25 protein-coding genes and 3 pseudogenes are annotated in these 23,544 nt (G+C 71.0%); 17 read left to right on the plus strand and 11 right to left on the minus strand.

Annotation, left to right across the window (positions count from 1 at the left end):
* Positions 1-320 precede the first annotated feature (320 nt).
* From DIZ27_RS31945 to DIZ27_RS31960, 4 genes and pseudogenes are all read left to right on the plus strand, one after another.
* Positions 321-611, plus strand: coding sequence for a hypothetical protein (locus tag DIZ27_RS31945; protein WP_146229030.1), 291 nt, complete (start codon positions 321-323; stop codon positions 609-611).
* A 67-nt stretch (positions 612-678) separates the two neighbouring features.
* On the plus strand, positions 679-984 hold the full coding sequence (locus DIZ27_RS31950; protein ID WP_109377500.1) for a transposase: 306 nt from the start codon (positions 679-681) through the stop codon (positions 982-984).
* 14 nt (positions 985-998) lie between these two features.
* A pseudogene (locus tag DIZ27_RS31955) lies at positions 999-1,898 on the plus strand (IS3 family transposase); the annotation flags it as partial.
* Between the two features lie 40 nt (positions 1,899-1,938).
* Entirely contained in the window at positions 1,939-2,226 is a 288-nt protein-coding gene (locus DIZ27_RS31960) for a GNAT family N-acetyltransferase (protein ID WP_109381909.1), read from the plus strand.
* An 82-nt stretch (positions 2,227-2,308) separates the two neighbouring features.
* Here DIZ27_RS31960 and DIZ27_RS31965 read toward each other — a convergent pair whose 3' ends face one another.
* From DIZ27_RS31965 to DIZ27_RS31980, 4 genes and pseudogenes are all read right to left on the minus strand, one after another.
* Complete coding sequence (locus tag DIZ27_RS31965; RefSeq protein WP_146229031.1) at positions 2,309-2,524, minus strand: hypothetical protein; 216 nt, start codon at positions 2,522-2,524, stop codon at positions 2,309-2,311.
* Between the two features lie 115 nt (positions 2,525-2,639).
* Positions 2,640-2,903 (minus strand): hypothetical protein, encoded by a 264-nt coding sequence (locus DIZ27_RS31970; RefSeq protein ID WP_109381911.1) that lies wholly within the window; start codon positions 2,901-2,903, stop codon positions 2,640-2,642.
* Entirely contained in the window at positions 2,900-3,205 is a 306-nt protein-coding gene (locus DIZ27_RS31975; protein WP_109381912.1) for a DUF6247 family protein, read from the minus strand. The genes DIZ27_RS31970 and DIZ27_RS31975 overlap by 4 nt, the downstream gene beginning before the upstream one ends.
* A gap of 166 nt (positions 3,206-3,371) precedes the next feature.
* Positions 3,372-3,617 (minus strand): annotated as a pseudogene (locus DIZ27_RS31980) (XRE family transcriptional regulator); the annotation flags it as partial.
* Positions 3,618-4,219: 602 nt separating this feature from the next.
* On the opposite strand from DIZ27_RS31980, the gene DIZ27_RS31985 reads away from it, so the two are divergent.
* Together DIZ27_RS31985 and DIZ27_RS31990 are read left to right on the plus strand one after the other, a co-directional pair.
* Positions 4,220-5,011, plus strand: a complete 792-nt coding sequence (locus DIZ27_RS31985; protein WP_109381913.1) for an ABC transporter ATP-binding protein — start codon at positions 4,220-4,222, stop codon at positions 5,009-5,011.
* Positions 5,008-7,554, plus strand: a complete 2,547-nt coding sequence (locus DIZ27_RS31990) for an FtsX-like permease family protein (RefSeq protein WP_109381914.1) — start codon at positions 5,008-5,010, stop codon at positions 7,552-7,554. The genes DIZ27_RS31985 and DIZ27_RS31990 overlap by 4 nt, the downstream gene beginning before the upstream one ends.
* Positions 7,555-7,869: 315 nt before the next feature.
* Here DIZ27_RS31990 and DIZ27_RS31995 read toward each other — a convergent pair whose 3' ends face one another.
* The 5 genes from DIZ27_RS31995 to paaI all read right to left on the minus strand — a co-directional run bounded on the left by DIZ27_RS31995 (position 7,870) and on the right by paaI (position 12,349).
* Positions 7,870-8,526, minus strand: a complete 657-nt coding sequence (locus DIZ27_RS31995) for an IS6 family transposase (protein WP_375232025.1) — start codon at positions 8,524-8,526, stop codon at positions 7,870-7,872.
* On the minus strand, positions 8,444-9,853 hold the full coding sequence (locus DIZ27_RS32000) for a hypothetical protein (RefSeq protein WP_258308634.1): 1,410 nt from the start codon (positions 9,851-9,853) through the stop codon (positions 8,444-8,446). The genes DIZ27_RS31995 and DIZ27_RS32000 overlap by 83 nt, the downstream gene beginning before the upstream one ends.
* Before the next feature lie 102 nt (positions 9,854-9,955).
* Positions 9,956-10,591, minus strand: a complete 636-nt coding sequence (locus DIZ27_RS32005) for a TetR/AcrR family transcriptional regulator (RefSeq protein ID WP_109381916.1) — start codon at positions 10,589-10,591, stop codon at positions 9,956-9,958.
* Between the two features lie 25 nt (positions 10,592-10,616).
* Positions 10,617-11,963 (minus strand): phenylacetate--CoA ligase PaaK, encoded by a 1,347-nt coding sequence (gene paaK / locus DIZ27_RS32010; RefSeq protein ID WP_109381917.1) that lies wholly within the window; start codon positions 11,961-11,963, stop codon positions 10,617-10,619.
* A complete protein-coding gene (gene paaI, locus DIZ27_RS32015) occupies positions 11,960-12,349 on the minus strand; it encodes a hydroxyphenylacetyl-CoA thioesterase PaaI (protein ID WP_109381918.1) in 390 nt (129 codons plus the stop codon). Before paaI ends, paaK begins: the two co-directional genes overlap by 4 nt.
* A gap of 139 nt (positions 12,350-12,488) precedes the next feature.
* Here paaI and paaN point away from each other — a divergent pair, with 139 nt between their 5' ends.
* The 10 genes from paaN to paaE all read left to right on the plus strand — a co-directional run bounded on the left by paaN (position 12,489) and on the right by paaE (position 21,662).
* Positions 12,489-14,198 carry a phenylacetic acid degradation protein PaaN gene (gene paaN / locus DIZ27_RS32020; protein WP_109381919.1) on the plus strand — a complete coding sequence of 570 codons (1,710 nt, stop codon included), beginning with the start codon at positions 12,489-12,491 and terminating at the stop codon, positions 14,196-14,198.
* Entirely contained in the window at positions 14,198-15,421 is a 1,224-nt protein-coding gene (locus DIZ27_RS32025; RefSeq protein WP_109381920.1) for a thiolase family protein, read from the plus strand. Before paaN ends, DIZ27_RS32025 begins: the two co-directional genes overlap by 1 nt.
* Positions 15,422-15,426: 5 nt before the next feature.
* A complete protein-coding gene (locus DIZ27_RS32030) occupies positions 15,427-16,167 on the plus strand; it encodes an enoyl-CoA hydratase/isomerase family protein (protein WP_109381946.1) in 741 nt (246 codons plus the stop codon).
* Positions 16,164-17,027, plus strand: coding sequence for a 3-hydroxyacyl-CoA dehydrogenase family protein (locus tag DIZ27_RS32035; protein WP_109381921.1), 864 nt, complete (start codon positions 16,164-16,166; stop codon positions 17,025-17,027). Before DIZ27_RS32030 ends, DIZ27_RS32035 begins: the two co-directional genes overlap by 4 nt.
* Before the next feature lie 162 nt (positions 17,028-17,189).
* Positions 17,190-17,837 carry an enoyl-CoA hydratase/isomerase family protein gene (locus tag DIZ27_RS32040; RefSeq protein ID WP_258308635.1) on the plus strand — a complete coding sequence of 216 codons (648 nt, stop codon included), beginning with the start codon at positions 17,190-17,192 and terminating at the stop codon, positions 17,835-17,837.
* A gap of 81 nt (positions 17,838-17,918) precedes the next feature.
* Positions 17,919-18,905 (plus strand): 1,2-phenylacetyl-CoA epoxidase subunit PaaA, encoded by a 987-nt coding sequence (gene paaA, locus DIZ27_RS32045; protein ID WP_109381947.1) that lies wholly within the window; start codon positions 17,919-17,921, stop codon positions 18,903-18,905.
* Complete coding sequence (gene paaB, locus DIZ27_RS32050) at positions 18,902-19,198, plus strand: 1,2-phenylacetyl-CoA epoxidase subunit PaaB (RefSeq protein ID WP_109381922.1); 297 nt, start codon at positions 18,902-18,904, stop codon at positions 19,196-19,198. The genes paaA and paaB overlap by 4 nt, the downstream gene beginning before the upstream one ends.
* A gap of 9 nt (positions 19,199-19,207) precedes the next feature.
* A complete protein-coding gene (gene paaC / locus DIZ27_RS32055; protein WP_109381923.1) occupies positions 19,208-20,035 on the plus strand; it encodes a 1,2-phenylacetyl-CoA epoxidase subunit PaaC in 828 nt (275 codons plus the stop codon).
* On the plus strand, positions 20,029-20,544 hold the full coding sequence (gene paaD / locus DIZ27_RS32060) for a 1,2-phenylacetyl-CoA epoxidase subunit PaaD (RefSeq protein WP_109381924.1): 516 nt from the start codon (positions 20,029-20,031) through the stop codon (positions 20,542-20,544). The genes paaC and paaD overlap by 7 nt, the downstream gene beginning before the upstream one ends.
* Complete coding sequence (paaE, locus tag DIZ27_RS32065; protein WP_109381925.1) at positions 20,544-21,662, plus strand: 1,2-phenylacetyl-CoA epoxidase subunit PaaE; 1,119 nt, start codon at positions 20,544-20,546, stop codon at positions 21,660-21,662. Before paaD ends, paaE begins: the two co-directional genes overlap by 1 nt.
* A 95-nt stretch (positions 21,663-21,757) precedes the next feature.
* Here the strand turns inward: paaE and DIZ27_RS45285 are convergent, their stop codons facing one another.
* Complete coding sequence (locus DIZ27_RS45285) at positions 21,758-22,033, minus strand: hypothetical protein (protein WP_146229032.1); 276 nt, start codon at positions 22,031-22,033, stop codon at positions 21,758-21,760.
* A gap of 19 nt (positions 22,034-22,052) precedes the next feature.
* A pseudogene (locus DIZ27_RS48880) lies at positions 22,053-22,190 on the minus strand (transposase); the annotation flags it as partial.
* 167 nt (positions 22,191-22,357) lie between these two features.
* Here DIZ27_RS48880 and DIZ27_RS46035 point away from each other — a divergent pair.
* Entirely contained in the window at positions 22,358-23,455 is a 1,098-nt protein-coding gene (locus DIZ27_RS46035) for an integrase (protein ID WP_181383777.1), read from the plus strand.
* Positions 23,456-23,544 lie beyond the last annotated feature (89 nt).

A 23,544-nucleotide genomic window follows, 5' to 3' on the forward strand; every position in this document is an offset into this window, starting at 1 on the left:
TGGACCGCCGCCGCTGCGATCTCTCGGTTTTGGGACAGTGGGGTGAGGGACAGTGGGGTCTGGGTGTGTTGTTGCTGGTGGGTGGCGGTTTCGGGGTGTGGGTTCACTGTCATGAGGGTGATATTTCCGGGGGGTATCGCTGTCGTGGGGGTGTTATCGCGTGTGGGGTGACGCTGTCTCAGTTTTGTGAGTTCTGATCCACTGGCCGGCGAGTGGTTGGTCTGCTCGGGGGTGTGGATGAGGGAGAGCAGGACCCGGCCTCGGAGGGGTCGGGTGGGGTTTTGCCGGCTGTGTCGGTTCGGGCGTTGCGGGGGCCGGCGGTGCGCCGTCTGCTGGTCCTGCGGCGGGAGGGGAAGCTCACCACTGGGCAGGTGCGGTCGGCGGCGGACGTGTTGGGGGTGCGGGAGCGTGCGGTGTGGCGATGGCTGGCCGTTGCCGAGCGGGACGAGGCCGCGGCCGCGGCGCCGGGGGAGCGGGCTTCGTACTATGGCCGGTTCACGGTCAACGACGAGATCCGGGCCCTGCTCGGGCTGTGGAGGGGCAACGTCGCGGCGGTCCATCGTGAGCTGACCGCTCGCGCTGCCAGGGGTGAAGGGGGAGCCGCCTTTTGAAGTTCCCCCCGCGGTCGGGACAGCTTGATACTGGGACGTATGGGTCCCGGAGGAAGCAGTCCAGGTAGTGAGTAAGAAGAGCAACACGCGCAAGCGGTACACGGCCGAGTTCAAGAAGGATGCCGTCGAGTTGGTCCGTTCCTCCGGGCGGACGGTGACGGAGGTGGCCCGGGAGCTCGGGGTCAGCGCCGAGGGCCTGCGGGGCTGGGTGAAGCAGGCCGCGATCGACCGGGGTGAGGGCCCGGCCGGCGCGCTGACCACGGCCGAGCGCGAGGAGCTGGTCCGGCTGCGCCGAAAGGTGCGCGAGCAGGAGCAGACGATCGAGGTGCTGGGAAAAGCGACCGCCTTCTTCGCGAACCACAAGACGAAGTAGACGTAGCCGCGCGCTRCGCGTTCATCGATGCGGAGAAGGCGTCCGAGGCCAACCCCGGCGGCTGGCCGGTCGCGTTCTTGTGCCGGGTGCTGAAGGTCACGCGCTCGGCGTACTACGCCTATCTCGCGGCGAAGCCTGCGGCCGAGGCGAGGCAGGCGGAGGAGGACGAGCTGGCCGACGAGATCCGGAAGATCCACACGTGTTCCCGGGGTGCCTACGGCGCCCCGCGTGTGACGGCCACACTGCGGCGCAAGGGGCGACGGATCAACCGAAAGAAGGTCGAGCGGATCATGCGGGAGCGCGACATCCGCGGGATTACCCGCCGCAAGCGTCGCAGCCTGACGAAAGCGGACACCAAGGCCGCACCGTCACCGGACCTCGTCGGGCGGGACTTCACCGCCGCCGAGACCGGCACGAAGCTGGTCTCCGACATCACCTACCTGCCCACGCTCGCCGGCTGGTGGTACCTGGCCACGGTCATCGACCTGGCCACGCGCGAGGTGGTCGGGTACGCGATGGCCGCCCACCACCGGGCCGAGCTCGTGGTCGACGCGCTGAAGATGGCTGCCGGCCGCGGCGCGCTGAAAGAGGGCTGCATCGCGCACTCCGATCGCGGCAGTGAATATACGTCCGGTGAATACCGCAAGCTCATAAGGGAGTTGAAGCTGAGACAGAGCATGGGAAGAACGGGCTCCTGTTACGATAACGCCGCGGCCGAAAGCTTTTTCGGCCTGCTGAAAGCGGAGATCGGGACCACCGTCTGGGAGTCCCACGAGGCCGCCCGCGCCGACATCTTCTGCTTCATCGAGGTCGAGTACAACCGCACCCGCCTGCGCAAGCACCCCGAGTACGGCTACGTCACCCCGCTCGAAACCAGAGCTCTGGTGACCCAAGACCTCGCCCCCGCAGCGTAAACACCCGCTGTCCACGATCAAGGGGGAACTTCACATCGCCATGCTGCACCTCGCCTTCGCGGAACTGGGCGCGGTCTCGGCGACGTCCATGTCCTTCACTGACAACCTCTCCTCGGTGTCCGTCTCACGGAAGCTCGGCTACCGCCCCGACGGCATCACGCGTGACGTCCTGCATGGCAAGGTCGTCGAGTCCCAGCGGTTCCGTCTCTCCCGTGAGAACTGGGACCTGCAGGAGCGTCCACCTGTGACGGTGAGCGGGCTCACGGGCTGCGAGGAGCTCTTCGGGATCGACGGTGGGGGAGCAGGCGCGGCGGCATTGACTGGGTGACTGTTACCGGCATAACTGTGACAGTCAGGAGCCCAACTGTGCTGTGCCATCTCAGGAACGGCGGGGGCCCGCCGACGGACGGTTACCAGCCCCAGCCACTGCCACCGAACCGACGACGGTCGTGGGGGCCAAGCGGCGGCGTCGGGTCGGGGCGATCATCGAGCCGCGTGACGAGGTGTTCGGTCCATGTGTAGCCGCCCTCGCGCGCGACGCACTCCAGCTCAAGGTCAATGCGTATCGGCGTGACGTACTGGTGCTCAAGCTCGACGTGGATCTGGGCGTCTGCGCCAGCCGACATACTGCCGAGTTGAAGGCGGGGCACCCGGGCGTAGTCCGAAACACTGAGTTCGTCGTTGGTCCGTTCGCCGCGCAGACCCTCGACGTAGTTGCCAGACAGGCGTTGTCACGGGTGGCTATCCGAACCAGACAATATCCAGCACGGACAGGTGGCGCAGGGCGCGGTTGGCGAAGTAGACGACGGAGAGCCGGCCGACGGAGGCGATGCGCACGTCCTCGCCCTCCGGGTCGCCGGCGTCCCACTGCGGGAAGCCCCAGGGGTTCGCGGCCGCGGCGTCCAGGACGTCCCAGACCATCTGCTCCGCGGGCTCGGGCAGGGCGGCGAGCACCTTCGTGGCCGGCGGGGAGAGCCGCACCGCGTAGGGCTGCTGTCCGCTCACCGGCGCCTGCTCCGGATCTCCTCCAGGTCCACGAAGCCGGTCTCGTCACGGCCGGAGGCGAGGAACGCGTCGACTGCCGGGGCGGAGGCGACGCGGGCCTGCCAGACCTGGACGACCTCGTACAGCCCGGCGAGGGAGAACGTCCGGCGGGACTCCTCCAGCGCCGCCGCCCACTCCTGCACGAAGGCCGGCACCCACCGGTCCGCGCGATCGCTGGCGCGCAGCTGCGCGAGCAGTTCGGCCGGAGCCCCGGGTGCGGGGGCGTACGGGGTGACGGGTGCGTGGTCGGGCTGCGCGCTCATCGGCACCTCCTGGCGGGTCGTACCGCCACGGTACGCGCGCCATGGGCGGGCAGATGCAGACATGGGTTGATTCCTTCCGTCAAAAGGCGGTGCGGGTGTCGCTTCTTGCATCGCCAGTGACGGCGTGGCTGTCGTACAGGCCCGCTCGTGCGATCCGATGTGGCCACAGGTCGAACTCCACGTGCTCGACGTCCGTGAACTGCACCTCCAGGCCGGTCGCGCGGCGGCCCCCGTCGCGGAAGTAGACCTCGCCGAGCGCTTCGGCCGCCAGGTCGCGCAGTTGCTGTTCGCCGGTACCGCGATCCTGGGCGTCGAAGAGGCGGGCCGCGTGCTGCGGGGGCAGGGCGAGGGTGAGGTGGCGGAGGCGGGCGTCGTCGGTGGTGCCGGGCCCGGCAGTGAAGCCGAAGCGGGCGGGGCGGCCTGCGTTCATACGGGCGGTCACGGGGTCCGGGCCCGGGAAAGCGGCGGTGGTCAAGGGGTGATCGCCTGGGAAAGCGAGTGGTCGGTGAGCAACCCGGCCCCGGGCGGCGCTGGTGGCGGTCAGGAAGACCGGCACGGCACCCGCCGGGTCTCGACGGTGGCGCGGCAGGGGCCAGCGCGTCTTCGGCCGCCGGCGGGGGGCGGCTGCTTTGGCCGGCGCCTGCCGGCGGCCGGGCAGGGCGGGCTCGGGCAGCTTCGGTGACGCGGCGACAGCGGCCGGCAGTCGGCAGGGTGCTCTCCAAGGCGCCGGACAAGGCGTCCCGCAGAGCGCCGGACAAGGCGTCCTGCGGAGCGCGACGCTCGGGCCCCCGGCATGCCCAACATCAGCCACACAAAGCGAAACGTTCTGCATCCACCAACGCGTTCGAGACGGTGCCGGCCGGATCACCGCTGTTTCCGGCTGCGGCTCACGGGCCCGGCCGGGAGGGGGTTAACCCCACCCAGGGACACCGGTGTTCACCATGGCCCGGGTGCCCGTGCTGTTCCTACCGTGGTTCAGACCCTGCTTGACCTGCGGAAAAGGACACAATCAGCATGACGGAAGAGCACGAGCGTCCCCCGGCCGAGCGCCGGCACACCGCCGCACCGGCAGTGGAGCTGCGAGCGGTACGGCGTGCGTACAAGGGGCGGCAGGGGACCGTGGAGGCATTGCGGGGCGTCGATCTCGTGCTGGGGAAAGGCACCTTCAGCGCGGTGATGGGTCCCTCGGGGTCCGGCAAGAGCAGCCTGTTGCAGTGTGCGGCGGGGCTGGACCGGCCTCAGTCCGGCACGGTGCTGCTCGGTGGGCAGGACATCACCGCACTCAGCGAGAACCGGCTGACCCGGCTGCGGCGCCGTCGCGTCGGTTTCGTCTTCCAGTCCTTCAACCTGCTGCCCTCGCTGACGGTGTTGCAGAACGTGCTGCTTCCCCAAAGGCTGAGCGGTGAGCGCCAGGACCGGTCACGGGCCCGGGAGTTGCTCGCGCAGGTGGGCCTGCCCGACCATGCCGACCATCGTCCCGGACAGCTGTCGGGCGGGCAGCAGCAGCGGGTGGCCGTCGCCCGCGCCCTGATCACCCGCCCCGAGGTCGTCTTCGCCGACGAGCCGACCGGCGCGCTGGACACCCGCACGGCCCAGGAGGTTCTCGGCCTGTTGCGGCAGGCGGTGGACGCGATGGGCGCAACCGTCGTCATGGTGACCCACGACCCGGCGGCGGCCTCCTGTGCGGACCGGGTGCTGTTCCTTGCCGACGGCATGCTCGTGGACGAGCTGAGCCGGCCGGACGCGCGGAGCGTCACCGACCGGATGGCAACGCTGACCGGCCCGTTCACGAGGGCTGCGGCATGACGAACGGGCTGGCCCGCGCGGCCGTGCGCTTCCGGCCGGCGTCGTTCGTCGGCTCCGCCGTCGCGCTGCTGTTCGCCTCGGCGATCATCACTGCGTGCGGTGTGCTGCTGCAGACCGGTGTCACGGCGGCCAGTGCGCCCGCCCGGTACGCCGGAACTCCCGTAGTGGTGGCCGCCGACCCGTACGTCCGGATGACACACACGGTCGGCGAGGAGCAGGTGACCGTACAGGCACCGCTGCCGGAGCGGGCCCGGGTCGACTCCCGGTTGGCGGCCCGTATCGCCGCCCGGCCCGGTGTCGCCGCAGCGGTGGCCGACATCGGCTTCCCGGTGCAGCCCGCCGGGAGCGCCGTTTCCTCGCTGCCGCCGCTCACCGGCCGCGGCTACGCCTCCGCAACCATCCCCGCCCCCGGCGCCCACGCCCTCGCCACCGGCCGCCCTCCGGAGGCAGGGCAGGTCGTCCTGGACGAGGCAACCGTCCACGCCGCGCGACTCGCGGTCGGTGACCGCATCGTCCTCACGGCGCCGGGCGGGAGCGGAACCTACCGAATCGCCGGAGTGGCTCCGGCCCGGGCCGGAGCCGCGACCGTATGGTTCGCCGACCGGGACGCCGACCGGCTGTCCGGCCACCCGGGCAGGGCCGACGCGATCGCCGTCCACGCCCGGGCGGGCGTCACCGGCGAGGAACTGGCCCGGCAGGTGCGCGCGGCGGTCGGAGACGAGGCGAAGGTCCTCACCGGCGACGCCAGGGGCCTGGCGGAGCAGCCGGGGCTGGCGGGGGGCAAAGAGGCGCTGACCGCGCTCGGCGCGTCCTTCGGCGGAGTCGCCGCGATGACCGCCGTCTTCGTGGTGGTGAGCACCGTCGGCCTGGCCGTCGGCCAGCGCGCCCGCGAGTTCGCACTGCTGCGCGCGGTCGGCGCGACCCCGTCACAGATCCGGCGCACGGTGGCCACCGAGGCCGCCGTGGTCGCCCCGGTCGCCGGGTTGCTCGGCGTGCCGGCGGGTCTGGTGCTGGCCCGCTGGTGGTTCGACGAGTTGGTCAGCCGTGGCGCGGTTCCCGAGGCGGTCCGGCTGAACACCGGTGTGCTCCCGATGGTCGTCGCCGTGGCCGTCACCGTCCTTGCGGCTCTGATCGCCGGGTACCTGGCCGCACGCCGGCCCGCGCGGCTGCGCCCGTGCGAGGCCTTCGGAGAGGCAGTGCTGGAACCGCGCCGCACAGGGCGCCTCCGGGTCGTCTCGGGCCTGGCCCTGCTGGCCGGCGGGACGGCGCTGGCTCTGGCCGCGTCCGGCCTGGACGGCGCTCAGGCCGCCGACACCGCGCTCGGCGTGGTGCTGTGCCTGCTGGTGGCGGTCGCGCTGCTCGGCCCACCGCTCACCCGGTTCTTCGTCACCGTGCTCGGCCTGCCGCTGCGGGCCCGTGGCGGTGCCTCCGCGTCGCTCGCAGCCGACAACGCCCGGGCCAACGCCCGCCGCATGGCCTCGGCCACCGTCCCGATCGCGATGGTCGTCGCGTTCTGCGGGACGCTGCTGTTCCTCCAGACCACCATTGCGCACGTGTCCACCCACCAGGTCCGCACCGGCATCGTCGCCGACCACGTGATCGGATCGACCGGGCCGGGACTTCCCGCCACCACCGCCGAGCGGGCCGCACGGGATGCGGACGTCGAGGCAAGCGTGGGGGTGCTGCGCACCGGTGTCGTCTACCGGGCCGACGACCTGCTGAACTCCGCCACCGCGCTGGGGGTCTCCGGCGATGCGGTGCAGTTGCCGAAGGTGCTCGACCTCGGGGTCCGCACGGGCTCACTCAGCGGCCTGCGCGCATCGGCGCCGACTGTCGCGGTCGACGAGATCCTGGCCGAGGAGGCCGGAGTGAACGTGGGCGACCGCTTCGAGTTGTGGCTGGGGGACGGCACCCTGGTGCGCCCGACCGTGGTCGCCACATACGAACGCGGCCTGGGCTTGGGGCAGGTGCTCCTGCCGCGGGCCGCGGTCGCACCGCACGTGAGCGCGGCCTACGACACCCAGGTACTGATCCGCGACGAACCGGACGCCCACCCGGCCGCGGTCGCTGCGAGGCTGGCGGACCTCGGCCCGGGGCTGACGGTCCAGGACGCCGCCGACCACACCGCACAGGTCGGCCAGGACCTGGAGATCAACGCATGGGCCAACCGGGTCATGGCCGCGGTGCTGGGAGGGTTCACCGCCATCGCCGTCGCCAACACCCTGGTCATGACCGTCCTGGCCCGCAGGCGGGAGGTCGGACTGCTGCGTCTGGCCGGCACCACGCGCGGCCAGGTGAGGGGCATGATGCGCTGGGAGGCCCTGCTGGTGGCCGCGACCGGTCTGCTGCTCGGCACGATGATCGCCTACGTCACCCTCGTTCCGATCACCCGCGGCGTCACCGGCTCCACTCCCTACGTCCCGACGGGGACGGCACTGCCGCTGGCTGCGGGGGCGGTGCTCCTCGCCGTGGCTGCGACGGGTCTGCCGACCTTCGCCCTGCTCCGCGGCCGCCCACTGGACGCCGGCACATCGCGGGCCTAGGTGTATCGAAAGTAGATCTTGAGTGCGATCTCTCACCTTCGTGTCAGTACGCCACCTGCGCGTAGACCGCCCGGTGACCGTACCGACACCCCTGACCTCTCATCCCAGGACAGCGGCCACACCCGCGGCAAGGCCGATCCCCGGTTCGCTGCCCAGCCCGTCCGGACACCACCACGAAAACCCGCCACCGACACGCCCTCCCCTGACACCAAACCAAGAGATCGCAAGCTGTTCGTCTGGCGCTGTCACGTTGTTGAGTGTGCGAGTGCCTGACGGCGTGTCGGGTGTGGTGGAGCCGGGTTCCGGATTTCGTGCTCAGGCCGCGGCAGACAGGCCGGCGACGCCGGTGACCTGATCCCAGATCGCGAAGCGGACGGTCATCTCAGTGCGGTAGTGGGCGGCGGTGAGCAGGTGGCGGCGTGGTCGGAAGTGGGGTGAGATGCCGCTGAACGCGGACAGGAACCGCTGGGCTCCGCCGACGGAGCGGAAGCCTTTCATCGCGCGTTCGCGCTGCCGGGTGGGCTGGTGGCTGTTCTCGGCCCGGTTGTTGAGGTACTTCGACTGCCGGTGCTCGACGGAGGGCATGACCTCGCGATGGGCCGCGCCGTAGGAGCGGAGCCTGTCGGTGACGATCACCCGGGGCACCGTGCGGGTCGTCTGCAGCAGGCGGCGGAAGAAACGCCTGGCGGCGCCCTTGTCCCGCCGGTTCTGCACGAGGATGTCCAGGACGGTGCCGTCCTGGTCCACGGCCCGCCACAGATACTTCTGCTCTCCGTTGATCCTGACGAACACCTCGTCCAGATGCCATGTATCACCGGGCCGGGGCCGACGGCGGCGCAACGCACCGGCGTACTGCTGCCCGAACTTCACACACCAGCGCCGCACCGTCTCATGCGAGACGATCACGCCACGGGCGAGCATCAGCTCCTCGACCTGACGGAAGCTGAGCGGGAAGCGGAAGTACAGCCACACGCAAGGCGAGATGATCTCCACCGGGTACCGGTGCCCCTTGTACGACGGCGACGCGCTGTCCACGGACAACCCCTCCCGCATGATCAACCAGAAGATCATCCCACCCGCTCAGCCAACGTGACAGCGCCACCCGGAGTGCTTTGGACAGGAATTCCAGGGCGCTCTGGGCGTTCTGGATGATCCGGTCCCGCAGTTGTTTGATCCGCTCGGCGAGGGCGGTGTACTTCGCGGACCCCGCATCGACGCCGTTGTCGAGGGCGGCCTTGATGTGGTCCAGGATCTGTGCCGCGGACGGCGGTGTCTTGTCCTGGCCGTCGTCCGTGCCGGGCCTGGGGCGGACGAGGGCCAGCAGCTCCTTGAGGATGGCGATGCCCTGGGCGTCCAGGACGAGGGGTTCCTCCTGGGAGGCGACCACGGAGAAGGAGTGGACGTAGGCGTTGATGATCTCCAGGACCATCGGCCCCAGCTCGGCCAGCCGTTCCTTGCGCTCCTCGTCGGAGGACTTCTTGAACAGGGTCGTGTACACGGACCCGAACAGAGCGAAGCCGTCCCGGTACTTGGCGATCCGCTTGTCGGTGGTGATGAGCGGGTACAGGCGGGCCAGCAGCCGGTAGTCCTGGGCGAACACTGCGGCGGCGTCGGGGTGGGCGTCCAGGAAGACGTTGATGACGCGCACGGACTCGTAGCCGTGGAGTGTGAGGTCCAGGCCGTCCACGTCCGCGAGGAGGTCTTCGATGCGGGCGAAGGTGGTGCGGAACTCGGCGACCAGCTCGGACAGGTCGGTGACGAACCCGCCGCTCTTGCCGGCCCCCGCCGCGGTGGGGTCGGCGACGGCCCGCTGGACCTCTTCGGCCAGGCCGATGTAGTCCACGACCACGCCGGAGGTCTTCACGAACCCGGTCGGGGAGATCCAGGTGCGGTTCGGGCGGGTGATCGTCTGGAACAGGGTGTGGGCCTTCCGCGGCTTGTCCAGGTACAGGACGCCCTCGTTGGGGGCGTCGAACCCGGTCATCAGCTTCGCGGTCACCACCAGGAAGCACAGCGGGTCGTCCGGGGTGAGGAACCGCCGCTTCTGCTCCTCCTCCTGCGCTTCCGAGAGCCCAAACGGCCGCATGGCGGGGTCCTCGTCCTTGGAGTCCGAGACGGAGATGTTCACCTCGGCGGTGATCCGGTCATGCTTTTCGACCTCGGCGAGCACCTGGGAGGCTTCGAAGCCGGCCAGCAGCTCGTTGAGCTTGTCCGTGTACGCCACGGCCAGGTCACGGTTGCAGGCGACGACCTGGGCCTTGAGGCCGTTGCGGTAGGCGCCGGCCAGGTAGTGGTCCACGATGTCCTGCAGGCACTCATACGCTCCACAACGTGCCAGCGCCTTTCCCTTTCGCCTATGGCGTGCAATTGGCCGAACCATAGCGATATGACCCTATTGCCCTCATCGGTGTTCGGGGTCATCGGCTCCCTGGCGGCTCAGCCCTTCGAACAGTACGGCGGTCAGGGCATCGGCAAGGGCCGTAACAGGGAAGTCCCCGTCGGGCTCGTACCACTCGATGAGCGAGTTGACGGTACCGAACAGTAGACGGCTGGCCAGGTGGGGGTCGATGTCGTCGCGTACGCCTCCCTCGGCGGCGGCGCGTAGGACCAGGTCGGCGACCCGGTGGTCGAATTCGCGCCGCCGCTCGAGGGCCCGCAGCTCCGTCTCGCTGTTGCCGTGCAGCCGCAGCAGCGCGGTGACGTACGGCAGCTCGGCGGCCAGTACCTCGATGCTCCGCCGTACCACGTGCCGTAGCCGGGCCGTCGCCGACGTGTCCGGGGCCGGCTCCTCGTCCAGCACGGCGAAGAGTGCGTCCAGGGCACGGGTGACGGCGAGGGACAGCAGTTCCTCCTTGCCGGACACGTGGTGGTAGATGCTCGACTTGCTCAGACCGAGCCGCCGGGCCAGCTCCTCCATGCCGGTGCCGTCGTAACCGCGCTCGTTGAACACCGCGACCGCGACGTCCAGGAGGGAGTCGCGGTCGTAGGCGGGGCGATCGCGGCGCCGTTCGGGGCGTCCGGTGGGCGTGTTGCTCATCCGGTCATTGTGGCAAGGAAACGGATCACTTACCGCGCTGGTCCTTGACCCGGCGGAGCTTGCCGAGGGAACGCTCCAGGCTCTCGGGCTCCACGATCGCCACCTCCACGCTCACGCCGACCCCGTCCTTGACGCCCTTGGCGATCGCGCGGGACGCCGCCTCGCGCCGCTCCGGGCCTGCACCGGGTTCGGCCTCCACGCGGACGGTCATGTGATCCATCCGCCCGTGGGTGCTGAGCTGGATCTGGAAGTGTGGTGCGACGCCGGGGGTGCGCAGGACGACCTCCTCGATCTGGGTGGGGAAGACGTTCACCCCACGCAGGATGATCATGTCGTCGCAGCGGCCGGTGATCTTCTCGATGCGGCGGAGGGCGGGCCGGGCGGTGCCGGGCAGCAGCCGGGTCAGGTCCCGGGTGCGGTAGCGGATGACCGGCAGGGCCTCCTTGGAAAGGGAGGTGAAGACCAGCTCGCCGCTCTCACCGTCGGACAGGACGTCGTCAGTGAGGGGGTCGACGATCTCGGGGAGGAAGTGGTCCTCCCACACGTGCAGGCCGTCCTTGGTGTCCACACACTCCTGGGCGACCCCGGGGCCCATGACCTCGGAAAGCCCGTAGATGTCCACGGCGTGGATGTTCATGCGCTCTTCGATCTCGCGGCGCATCTCCTCCGTCCAGGGCTCGGCGCCGAAGATGCCGACTTGCAACGAGGTGGCGCGTGGGTCCACGCCCTGGCGCTCGAACTCGTCGAGCAGGGTGAGCATGTAGGACGGGGTGACCATGATGATCTCGGGCCGGAAGTCCTGGATGATCTGGACCTGCCGGGCAGTCATGCCACCTGAGGCGGGGATCACCGTGCAGCCGGCGCGTTCGGCGCCGTAGTGGGCGCCGAGGCCGCCGGTGAACAGGCCGTAGCCGTAGGAGATGTGCACCTTGTGTCCGGGGCGGCCGCCAGCGGCGCGGATCGAGCGGGCGACGACGTCCGCCCAGGCGGAGAGGTCGTTCTCGGTGTAGCCGACGACGGTGGGTCGCCCGGTGGTGCCGCTGGAGGCGTGAACGCGCCGCACCTCCTCCATCGGCACGGCGAACATGCCGAAGGGGTAGGTGTCCCGCAGGTCGGCCTTGGTCGTGAAGGGGAACCGGGCCAGATCCGCCAGTGTCCGGCAGTCGTCGGGTGTCACACCGGCTTCGTCGAACTTCTTGCGGTACAGCCCGACGTTGTCGTAGGCGTGCCGCAGAGTCTGGCGGAGGCGGCGCAGCTGCAGGGTCTCCAGTTCCTCACGCGGCATCCGCTCGGCGTCGTCCAGCAGCTGTGCCGGAAGGGGCTCACCACGGCGGGCCCGGACGTCCACCGGTGCGGTCGGTTCGCTGATCATTGCGGCTCCTGGTTGCTGGTGCTCCGGACACTGCGGCTGCGGCCGCGGAACTCCGCGATCACCGTCTCACCGCGTACGACGCTCACGTCATAGATGCCACTGCGGCCGAACCGGGTGACCTCCCGGGCGGTGGCGGTCAGAACGTCGCCCTCTCGGGCGGGCGCCACGAAGGTGACGTCCGCCCCGGAGGCGACGGTGACCGGCCCACGGCTGTTGCAAGCACAGGCGAAGGCGGTGTCGGCGAAAAGGAACAGGTACCCGCCGTGGGCCATCCCGTGACCGTTGACCATCGACTCGGTCACGGTCATACGGAGCACGGCGGTCCCGTGACCCTGCTCCAGGAGTTCTATCCCCAGCGACCGGGAGGCCCGGTCGGCGGCGAACATGCGCGCTGCCGGCCCGGAGAGCGGGGACTTCGTTTCCGTCACGGTTTACACCACCTTGTGGACCGACCGAACATTCGGTTAGCGTGCGGCCACGGTCAAGTAATCAAGCCGTACCAGGGCCTGTCAAGAGGTGAGTCACATGCAGAACGCAGCCACTCGAGCATCCGAACTCTTCGCGCAGCACCGCACCCTGCTGGAGCGGGCGGTCGCGGCGACGGAGAGTCGCGAGCACTGGACGCCCTACCCTGAGTCACCGAGCAAGTCGGTGTACGGGGAGGACGCCGCCAAGCTGGGTGAGGCAACCTTCCGGGAGCAGATCGGCAGGCCGTTCGGCCTGCCCGGGCATCCGGGCGAGGGGCGTGTGGCCCCGGAGGAGCACTCCCCGTACGGCTTTCCGCTGGGTATCAGCTACCCCCGGCTCTCGACGGTCGCGGCCGTGGCCGCCGCCAAGGACGCCACCGCGGCGTGGCGCGCGGCCGGCCCGGACGCGCGTGCCGGGGTCGCCGCGGAGATCCTCGCCCGGCTGAACGCGGCCAGCTTCGAGATCGCCCATGCTGTGCAGCACACCAGCGGCCAGGCGTTCGTCATGGCGTTCCAGGCGGGCGGTCCGCACGCCCAGGACCGCGGCCTGGAGGCCGTCGCCTACGCGTGGGCGGCGCAGAAGAAGCACCCGGAGGCCGCCCGTTGGAGCAAGCCGCAGCGCAAGGGCGGTGACCTGGTGCTGGACAAGAAGTTCAGCCCCGTCGGCCGCGGTGTCTCCCTGCTCGTAGCCTGCAACACCTTCCCCACCTGGAACAGCTACCCGGGCCTGTTCGCCTCGCTCGTCACCGGCAACCCGGTCGTGGTCAAGCCGCACCCCGGGGCCGTGCTGCCGCTGGCGATCACCGTCCGCATCGCCCGGGAGGTGCTGGCCGAGGCCGGTTTCAGCCCCGACCTGGTCCTCCTGGTCGCCGAGGAGCCCGGCGGCCGGGACGCCGCCACGCTGGCCCTCGACCCGGACGTGCGCATCATCGACTTCACCGGTTCCACGGAGTTCGGCGACTGGCTGGAGGCCAACGCTCGCCAGGCGGTGGTCTACACCGAGAAGGCCGGCCTCAACACGGTCGTCCTGGACTCCACCGACGACTACAGAGGTCTGCTCGGCAACCTCGCCTTCTCGCTGTCGCTGTACAGCGGGCAGATGTGCACCACCCCGCAGAACCTGCTGATCCCGCGTGAGGGATTCGTCACCGACCAGGGACCGCGTACCGCCGACGAGTTCGCCGCCGACCTCGCTGCCGCGCTCGACAAGCTGCTCGGCGACCCCGCACGAGCGGCCGGCACGCTCGGCGCGATCGTCAATGACGGCGTACGCGAGCGGCTCGCCCAGGCCGCCGGAGTCGGCCGCACGGTACGTCCCTCGACGCCCGCCGCCCACCCCGAGTACGCCGACGCCGACGTGCGCACACCGCTGGTGGCCCGGCTGGACGCCGAGACGGACCGCGAGGTGTACACCCGGGAGTGGTTCGGGCCGGTGTCCTTCGTGATCGGCACCGACTCCACCCGGCACAGTCTCGAACTGTTCCGCGAGACGGTGCGCGCGCACGGTGCGCTGACCGCCGCCGTCCACTCCACCGACGAGGACGTGCTGGCCGCCGCCGAGGAGGCCGCCCTGGACGCGGGCGTCCACCTGTCCGAGAACCTCACCGGCCAGATCTTCGTCAACCAGTCCTCTGCCTTCAGCGACTTCCACGGCAGCGCCGCGAACCCCGCGGCCAGCGCCACCCTCTCCGACGCGGCCTTCGTCACCGGCCGCTTCGCCGTCCTTCAGTCCCGTCGTCCCGTCGTCGCCGCCGAGGAATCCGCCTGATGTCCGAAGACGTCTACCTGATCGACGGAGCGCGCACCCCGCAGGGCCGCTACGGCGGCGCCCTGGCCTCTGTGCGCCCAGACGACCTGGCCGCCCTCGTGGTTGGTGAGGCCGTGCGCCGCTCCGGTATCCCTTCCGAGGCCGTGGACGAGGTGATCCTCGGCGCGGCCAACCAGGCCGGTGAGGATAACCGGGACGTGGCCCGCATGGCCGTGCTGCTGGCCGGACTGCCGCACACTGTCCCCGGCTACGCCGTCAACCGGCTGTGTGCTTCGGGCCTGACCGCCGTCGCCTCCGCCGCCCAGGCGATCCGCTCCGGCGAGGCCGACCTGGTCGTGGCCGGCGGCGCGGAGTCCATGACCCGCGCCCCCTGGGTGATGGCCAAGCCCGGAACTCCCTGGGCCAAGCCGGGCGAGGTACAGGACACGTCGCTGGGCTGGCGCTTCACCAACCCCCGCTTCACGGCCGCCGACCGGGCCGTCCCCGCCGGCGCCGGACCGGAGACGGGCAAGCTCACGCTGTCGATGGGGGAGACCGCCGAGGAGGTCGCCGCCCTCGACGGCATCACCCGCGCCGAGTCCGACGCCTTCGCCCTGCGCAGCCACCAGCGGGCTGTCGCCGCCCAGGAAGCGGGCCGCTTCGACCGCGAGGTCGTGCCGGTCCCGGTCAAGGACGGCGAGGTCACCCAGGACGAGGGCCCCCGCCCCGCCACCACCCTGGAGAAGCTCGGCACGCTCCGTACCATCTTCCGTAAGGACGGCATTGTCACCGCGGGCTCGTCCTCGCCGCTGTCGGACGGCGCTGCCGCCCTCGTGGTGGCGAGCGCGGCGGCCGTGGACCGGTACGGACTCACCCCCCGGGCGCGGATCGTCACCTCCGCCGCGGCCGGCGTCCAGCCCAACATCATGGGCCTTGGCCCGGTCCCCGCCTCCGAGAAGGCCATCGCCCGCGCCGGATGGCAGACCGGAGACCTGGACGCCGTCGAGCTGAACGAGGCGTTCGCCGCCCAGGCCCTGGCCGTCATACGCCGCCTCAAGCTGGACGAGGACAAGGTCAACGCCGACGGCGGCGCCATCGCGCTCGGCCACCCCCTGGGCTGCTCGGGCGCCCGCATCCTGCTCACTCTGCTGGGTCGCCTGGAACGCGAGGATGCCCGCCGGGGCCTCGCCACCCTGTGCGTCGGTGTCGGCCAGGGCGTGGCGATGCTAGTGGAGCGGGTGTGAGCGCCATGACCTACGACACCCTCCTGGTCGAGGAGCGTGAGGACCGGCTGGTCGTCACGCTGCACCGGCCCGACGCCCGCAACGCCATCAGCGGCGGGATGATCGCCGAGCTGCACGACGTCTGCGACGAACTGGAGCGCCGGCCGAAGCTGCTGTTGCTCACCGGCCACGGCCGGGTCTTCGCGGGCGGCGCCGACATCGCCGAGCTGCTGGAACGCGGGCGGGACCAAGCCCTCCAAGGCATCAACAGCCGTCTGTTCGAGCGGGTGCGGCGCCTGCCCATGCCGACCGTCGCAGCAGTGGACGGCTGGGCCCTGGGCGGCGGCGCGGAGCTGTCTTACGCCTGCGACCTGCGCATCGCCGGACCGGACGCCGTGTTCGGCAACCCCGAGCCGGGCCTCGGCATCCTCGCCGCCGCCGGCGCCTGCTGGCGGCTGCCCGAGCTGGTCGGCGAGTCGATCGCCAAGCAGGTGCTGCTCGCCGGGCGGAACCTCGACGCGCGCGCGGCCCTGGCGGCCGGGCTCGTCATGGACGTCGTACCGGCCGAGAAGCTGCTCGACGAGGCGCACGCCCTGCTCGACCGCATGGCCCGCTCCTCCGCCATGGCCCTGCGCCTGACCAAGCTCGTCGTGGACTCGCCCGGCGCTCATCCGGTCGCCGACGACCTCGCGCAGGCCGTGCTGTTCGAGGGCCAGGACAAGAAGGACCGCATGACCCGCTTCCTGGAGAAGAGGAGCCGAGCATGACCACCAGCACGCACGCACCGGCCGTGGTCGGGGTGATCGGCGGCGGCCGGATGGGCGCTGGCATCGTCCAGTCCTACGCGACCGCCGGATCGACCGTCACCGTCGTCGAGAGCGGCGCCGAGGCCGCGGCCGCCGCCCTGGACCGCGTGGCCACCGGACTGAAGCGAGCCGCCGAGCGCGACCTGCTCAGCGAGTCCCCGGACGACATCCTCGCCCGGGTCTCCACCGTCGAGTCGGTGGAGGAGCTGCCCACCGCAGCCGACCTGGTCGTGGAGGCCGTCCCCGAGGACCCCGCGCTCAAGGCCCGGGTCCTGGCCGCCGCCGAACAGACGGTGAGCGCCACCACGGTGCTGACCAGCAACACCAGCTCGCTGTCGGTGACCGAGCTGGCGGCCGTCCTCACCCGGCCTGGCCGCTTCCTGGGCATGCACTTCTTCAACCCGGTGCCCGCGTCGGACCTGGTCGAGATCGTCGTGGCGCCCGGCACGGACGCCGACACGGTCGACGCCGCCCTGCGGTGGACGCGCTGCCTCGGCAAGAAGGACGTCGTCGTCAAGGACTCGCCCGGCTTCGCCAGCAGTCGGCTCGGCGTGACACTCGGCCTGGAGGCCATCCGCATGGTCGAGGAAGGCGTGGCGGAACCCGAGGCCATCGACGACGCCATGCGACTCGGCTACAAGCACCCCATGGGGCCGTTGCGCCTGACCGACCTGGTCGGCCTGGACGTACGCCTGGCCATCGCGGAGCACCTGCACGCCACGCTGGGTGAGCGGTTCGCCCCGCCGCGCCTGATGCGCGAGATGGTCGCCCGGGGCGAACTCGGCCGCAAGACCGGACAGGGGTTCTACGCATGGCAGTGACCGGTACGGCACAGACCGGCGAACGCACCGTCGACTACGCCCTGCGGGACGGGGTCGCCGTCATCGAACTGCGTCGGCCGTCGGCGGGCAACGCCCTCGACGCGCCCCTGCGCCATGGACTGCTCGACGCCCTGCGGCAGGGTACGCGCCGAAGGGAACAGCGTGCGCGCGGTCCTGTTGGCCGCGCAGGGCGAGCACTTCTGCATCGGACAGGACCTCAAGGAACACGCCCAGGCTCTGGAGACGCATCCGGAGTCGGCGTTCGCCATCGTCCGCGACCAGTACAACCCCCTGGTGGCGCAGCTCCACGCGTTGCGGCAGCCGGTGCTCGCGGCCATCGAGGGCGCCTGCGTCGGCGCCGGACTCGGCCTGGCCCTGTGCGCAGACCTCCGGGTGGCCGCTGAGGGCGCCTGCTTCGCCACCGCCTCCACCGGGATCGGCCTGGCCGCCGACAGCGGGCTGAGCGGCACGCTGTTACGGACGGTCAGCCCCTCCCGGGCCGCGGCGCTCATGCTCCTCGGCGACCGCTTCGGTGCCGAGGCGGCCGAGCGGTGGGGGCTGGTACACCGGGTCGTGCCGGACGGCACCGCGACCGAGCAGGGCCTCGACCTCGCCCGGCGCCTGGCTGCCGGTCCCACCGCCGCGTATGCCGAGGTAAAGGCGTTGCTGCGCGCTGCGAAGGGCGGTGACCTGACCGCATTGTTGGAGGCGGAGGCCGTGGCCCAGGAACAGCTCGGCCGGACGGAGGACCACCGCGCCGCCATGCGCGCCTTCCTTGACGGCCGGACGCCCACCTACAGCGGGAACTGACTTCCCTCGGCACTTGCCGAAACCCAGGTACCTCGTCATATCATCGACCGAACGAACGGTCGGTTGGGAATGGTGATACGGATGACTGCACAACAGGCCGGCTCCTCGGCCACTCTCGACGCTCCCCCCGCGCTCCAAGAGCACTTCGACGCGACGATCGCGCGGGACCAGAGGGTCGAGCCGCGTGACTGGATGCCGGACGGCTACCGCAAGACACTGATCCGGCAGGTGGCGCAGCACGCCCACTCGGAGATCATCGGTATGCAGCCTGAGGGTGAGTGGATCACCCGGGCGCCCTCGCTGCGCCGCAAGGCGATTCTGTTCGCCAAGGTCCAGGACGAGGCCGGCCACGGCCTGTACCTGTACTCGGCGGCCGAGACGCTCGGCGCCGACCGCGCGGACCTCACCGAGCGGCTGATCGAGGGCCGCCAGAAGTACTCCTCGATCTTCAACTACCCCACGCCCACCTTCGCCGACGTCGGCGTCATCGGCTGGTTCGTGGACGGCGCCGCGATCTGCAACCAAGTCCCGCTGTGCCGCTCCTCCTACGGCCCCTACGCCCGGGCCATGGTGCGCATCTGCAAGGAGGAGTCCTTCCACCAGCGGCAGGGCTACGAGCTGCTGATGACGATGATGCGCGGCACCGAAGCCCAGCGCGAGATGGTTCAGGACGCGGTGAACCGCTGGTGGTGGCCGTCCCTGATGATGTTCGGCCCGCCCGACGACAACTCGCCCAACTCCGCGCAGTCGATGGCCTGGAAGATCAAGCGGCACAGCAACGACGAACTGCGGCAGCGCTTCGTCGACATGACCGTCCCGCAGGCGAAGAAGCTCGACGTCACCCTGCCCGACCCCGAACTGCGCTGGAACGAGGAACGGGGCCACCACGACTTCGGCACCCCCGACTGGGACGAGCTGATGCGCGTGATCAAGGGCGACGGGCCCTGCAACGCCGACCGAATCGAGCGCCGGGGCGCCGCCCACGAGGAAGGTGCCTGGGTACGGGAGGCGGCTGTCGCGCACGCGGCGAAGCAGGCGGCCCGCGAGGAGAAGGGAGCGGCGGCATGAGCGCCGACAAGCAGAAGGGCTGGCCGCTGTACGAGGTGTTGGTACGCGGCAAGCGCGGCCTGAACCACGTCCATGTCGGCTCGCTGCACGCCGCCGACGACCGGATGGCCCTCACCCACGCCCGCGACCTGTACACCCGGCGCAACGAGGGCGTCAGCATCTGGGTGGTGCGCAGCGAGCACATCGCGGCCTCCACCCGGGACGAAAAGGACCCCTTCTTCGAGCCCAGCGCGGACAAGGTCTACCGCCACCCGACCTTCTACGACATCCCCGACGACGTCCCCCACATCTAGGAGCAGGGAATGAGTGACGACCACGTCTACCTGACCCTGGCCGAGGGACACGAGGACGACACCCGCTGGGCCTACGGCACCGGCTTCGAGGACCCCCTGCACGGCGTGGACACGACCGTCCCCGACGGGGTCGACCGCGCCGAACTGGCCGCACTGTGCCTAGCGCTCGGAGACGACGCCCTGGTGGCGGCCCAGCGGCTGGCGGAGTGGACCACCCGCGCCCCCGAACTGGAGGAGGAGGTCGCCCTCGCCAACATCGGCCTCGACCTGCTCGGCCAGGCCCGCCTGCTCTACGCCCGCTGCGGACAGGTGGACGGCACCGGCCGTGGCGAGGACGCCTACGCCTACTTCCGCGACCCCGGCGACTTCCGCAACGTCACCCTGGCCGAACTCCCCAACCGCGACTTCGCGTTCAGCATGGCCCGGCTGCTGGTGCTCTCCAGCTGGCGGCTGGCCCACTTCGAGCGGCTCAGCGCCTCGCCCGACCCGGTGCTCGCCGCTGTCGCTGCCAAGGGCGTCAAGGAGCTGACGTACCACCGGCAGTATGCGGCCGAGTGGGCCGTCCGGCTCGGTGACGGCACCGCCGAGTCGCACCGGCGGATGCGGGCCGGGCTCCAGCAGGTGAACCCGTATCTCGGTGAGCTGTTTTCCGCCTGTGACGTGCGGGAAGAGGTGGCCGCAGTCCTGCGGCAGGTCACCGACGCGGCCGGTCTGCCCCTTCCTGCCTGGCAGCCCCGGCCGGGTTCCGGCCGGACCGGTGAGCACACCGAGCACCTCGTCCCGCTGCTTGCCGAGCTCCAGTCCGTCGCCCGCGCCCACCCGGAGGCGACATGGTGACCGCTTTGACCGACATCCGGCGTGCGCGGCACGTAGCCGAGCAGGTGCCGGACCCGGAACTGCCCATGCTCACCCTCGCCGACCTCGGAGTCCTGCGCGACGTGGAGGTCACCGAGGACGGCACGGTCATCGCGAGCCTCACACCGACGTACTCGGGCTGCCCGGCCATGGCCGAGATGCGGGCCGGGGTCGCGGCCAGATTGGCGGAGGCCGGCTTCGCCAGGGTCGAGGTTTCCACCGTCCTCGATCCGCCGTGGACCACCGACTGGATCACCCCCGAGGGGCGGCGCAAGCTCGCCGAGCACGGCATCGCCCCGCCCGGCCCCGCGCCCCGCCACGCGTCCGGCCCCGTGCCGCTCACGCTGTCGCCGACCCGCCACCAGGTGAGGTGCCCACGCTGCGGCGCGGCGGACACCGAGGAAACCTCCCGCTTCGGCGCCACCTCGTGCAAGGCACTGTGGCGCTGTCGCGCCTGCCGCGAGCCTTTCGAGTACATCAAGGAGATCTGATGGCAGACCTGTTGGCCCTTACCGACGCGGCCCCTGTCCCCGGACGCCGTCCGCGTCGCCGCCCGTCCTTCCACACCCTGCGGGTGGCGGCGGTACAGCGGCTGTGCGAGGACGCGGTCGCGGTCGGTTTCGACATCCCTGAGGAACTGGCGGAGGAGTTCACCTTCAGCCCCGGGCAGTCGCTCACACTGCGCCGCGAGGTCGACGGACGGGACGAGCGGCGCTCGTACTCGATCTGCTCGCCAGCCGGTTCACCTCCCCGCATCGGGGTCCGCGAGGTGCCCGGCGGGCTGTTCTCCTCCTGGCTGGTGCACGAGGTCCGGCCCGGCGACACCGTCGAGGTCATGGCCCCGACCGGCGCCTTCACCCCGGACCTGTCCGCGCCCGGTCACCACGTTCTCGTATCGGCCGGCTCGGGGATCACCCCGATGCTGTCCATCGCCGAGTCCGTGCTCGCTGCCGACGACCGCTCCCGCGTCACCCTCTTCTACGGCAACCGCCGCACCGACTCCGTGATGTTCGCCGACGATCTTGCCGACCTGAAGGACCTCTATCCTGGCCGCTTCCAGCTCGCGCATGTGCTGTCCCGCGAGCCCCGGGAGGCGGAACTGCTGTCCGGGCGGCTGGACGCGGAGCGGCTGGCCGCGCTCGTCGACGGACTGGTCGACGTGGACGAGGCCGACCACTGGTGGCTGTGCGGCCCGCACGGCATGGTCCGCGACGCCCAGAAGGTGCTGGCCGGACTCGGCGTATCCGACGAACGCATTCATCAGGAGCTGTTCTTCGCCGGCGAGGAACCGGTCGCACCGGCACGCCGGGAGGACCGGCGGCCCGACGGACCCGTCAGCGAGGTCACGGTCGTCCTGGACGGCCGTACCACCACCTCTCCCCTCTCCCGGGACGAGACCCTGCTCGACTCGGCGTCGCGGATCCGGCCCGACCTGCCCTTCGCCTGCAAGGGCGGCGTCTGCGGTACCTGCCGGGCCCTGCTCACCGGTGGTGAGGCGGACATGCGCCGCAACTACGCCCTCGAACCGGCGGAGGTGGAGGCGGGCTACGTGCTGACCTGCCAGACGTTCCCCGTCTCCGACGCTCTGACCGTCGACTTCGACAGCTGAGCTTGACTCTGAAGCTGATCGGAAAATCGATGTGCGGGAGGGCGGGCGGCAGCATCCGGGCCGCTTGCGGACCGGATGACGGTGAGACGGGACGGTCAGGCTGATGCCGGGCTGAGCGCGACTTGGTGGCCGAGGGCCTGGAGTTGGCGGACGAGGTCGCGGGTTTTGCGGGCGGGGTCGAGGTGGCGGCGGTGCCAGTGGGCGCCGAGCTCCTGGTAGGGGGCGTCCGGGTCGTTGATCAGGTGCCGGGCGATGACGAGTATCGAGCGGGCGACGGCGACCAGAGCTTTGGCATGGGCGGCGTTTGACGAGGCGCCGGTAGCGGGCGCCGAGGAAGGTGTCGGTGCGGGCGGCGGCGTTGGCGGCCTCACCGAGAGCGCCCTTGAGCCTGGGGGTCCCCCGGCCGAAGGCTGGGGGAGGGTTTCCCTGCCCGGTCGGCCCCGAGGTGTTCTTCGCTCCGGACTGGATCGTGCGGGGGCACAACTTGGCCCGGGACACCAGGTGTTCAGGGGTGGGGAAGCGGCTCATGTCCGCGCCGATCTCGGCGAGGATGATCTGCGCGGTGGCGGCGCGCTTGCCGATAACCTCATCCGCCCTGGTCGGAGCCGGCGTGCGGGGTGTACGGGAGGTCGAGTGCGGCCGGTCGAGTCCGTGCCGTCGCGCGGCTGTCGATCACCGCGGCATGATGACCAACCGTGCTGCTGCGACCGGCCTACCTGGGCAGGGCGAACGCRTTCGCCCTGCYGCGCCTGCTGTCGATGAGCGAKCGGGACAAGGACGTGCAGATCCTCGCCCTGCGCCACCAACTGTCGGTGCCGGAGCGCCCACTCGGCAAGGAGAAGGTGCGCTTCAGCCCGAGTGACCGGGCTTTGCCGGCGGCGCTGCCGTACCGGCTGCCGCGGGACGTGCCGCGCAGGCTGCGGCTGCCGGTGCGGCCGGACCCGGTGCTCCGTGGGCGCCGCGACCCGGTCGCCCGCCGCCACGCCGCCCAGTCCAGGCCGAAGCGCCCGGGCCGGCCCCGCACCGTGCGCTCCCTCCGCGCCGTGGTACTGCGCCCGGCACGGGAGAATCCCGCGTGGGGCTGCCGGCGCCTGCACGGCGAGCTGCCGGTGCCGGGCGTGAMGGTCGCCGCCTCCMCGGTCTGGGAGATCCCGCGGGRGGCCGGGAGCGGCCCGGCGCCCGAGCGGACCTCCGGCACGTGGGCCGGCTTCCTGCGCCCCCCGGCCGACGCGCTGCCGGCCTGCGACTTCTTCGAGACGGTCACCCTGACCGGGGTGCGCCGGTACGTGTTCGCCGTGCTCGAGCAGGCCGGCCGGCGGATCCGGATCCTGGGCGCGACCGCGCACCCGACGGCCTCGTGGGTGGCGCCGGCCACGAGGAATCTCGTCATGGAACTGGAGGATGCCGGCTGCCGGGCGCGGTTCCTGATCCGGGACCGGGACGGGAAGTTCCCCGCCCTGTCCGGCGCGGTCCTCGCCGATGCGGGGCTCGAGGTCGTGCCCGGCGGAGTCCGGATGCCGCGGATGAATGCGGTCATGGAACGCTGGGTGCAGACCTGCCGGCGCGAGCTGCTGGACCGGACCTTGATCTGGGATCAGCGGCATCTGCTCCACGCCCTGCGGGAATTCGAGCGTTTCCACCATGTGCACCGGCCCCATCGGGGCATCGCGAACGCCCGCCCGTTGAACCCGTTGTCCGCGTCGATCGTCGATCCGGACCAGATCGCCTGCCTCGGGGTACGACGATGCGATCGCCTCGGCGGCCTTCTCCACGAGTACGGGCATGCCGCCTGACCTGCCCGGACGAGGATTTCGGCAAGGGCAAGGCCAAGTGCCGAGTTCACGCACCGGCACCGGCCCAGCCGTCCGCCGGGCCGGCATTC

The sequence above is a fragment of the Streptomyces sp. NWU339 genome, assembly GCF_003143855.1.
Classification (GTDB): Bacteria; Actinomycetota; Actinomycetes; order Streptomycetales; family Streptomycetaceae; genus Streptomyces.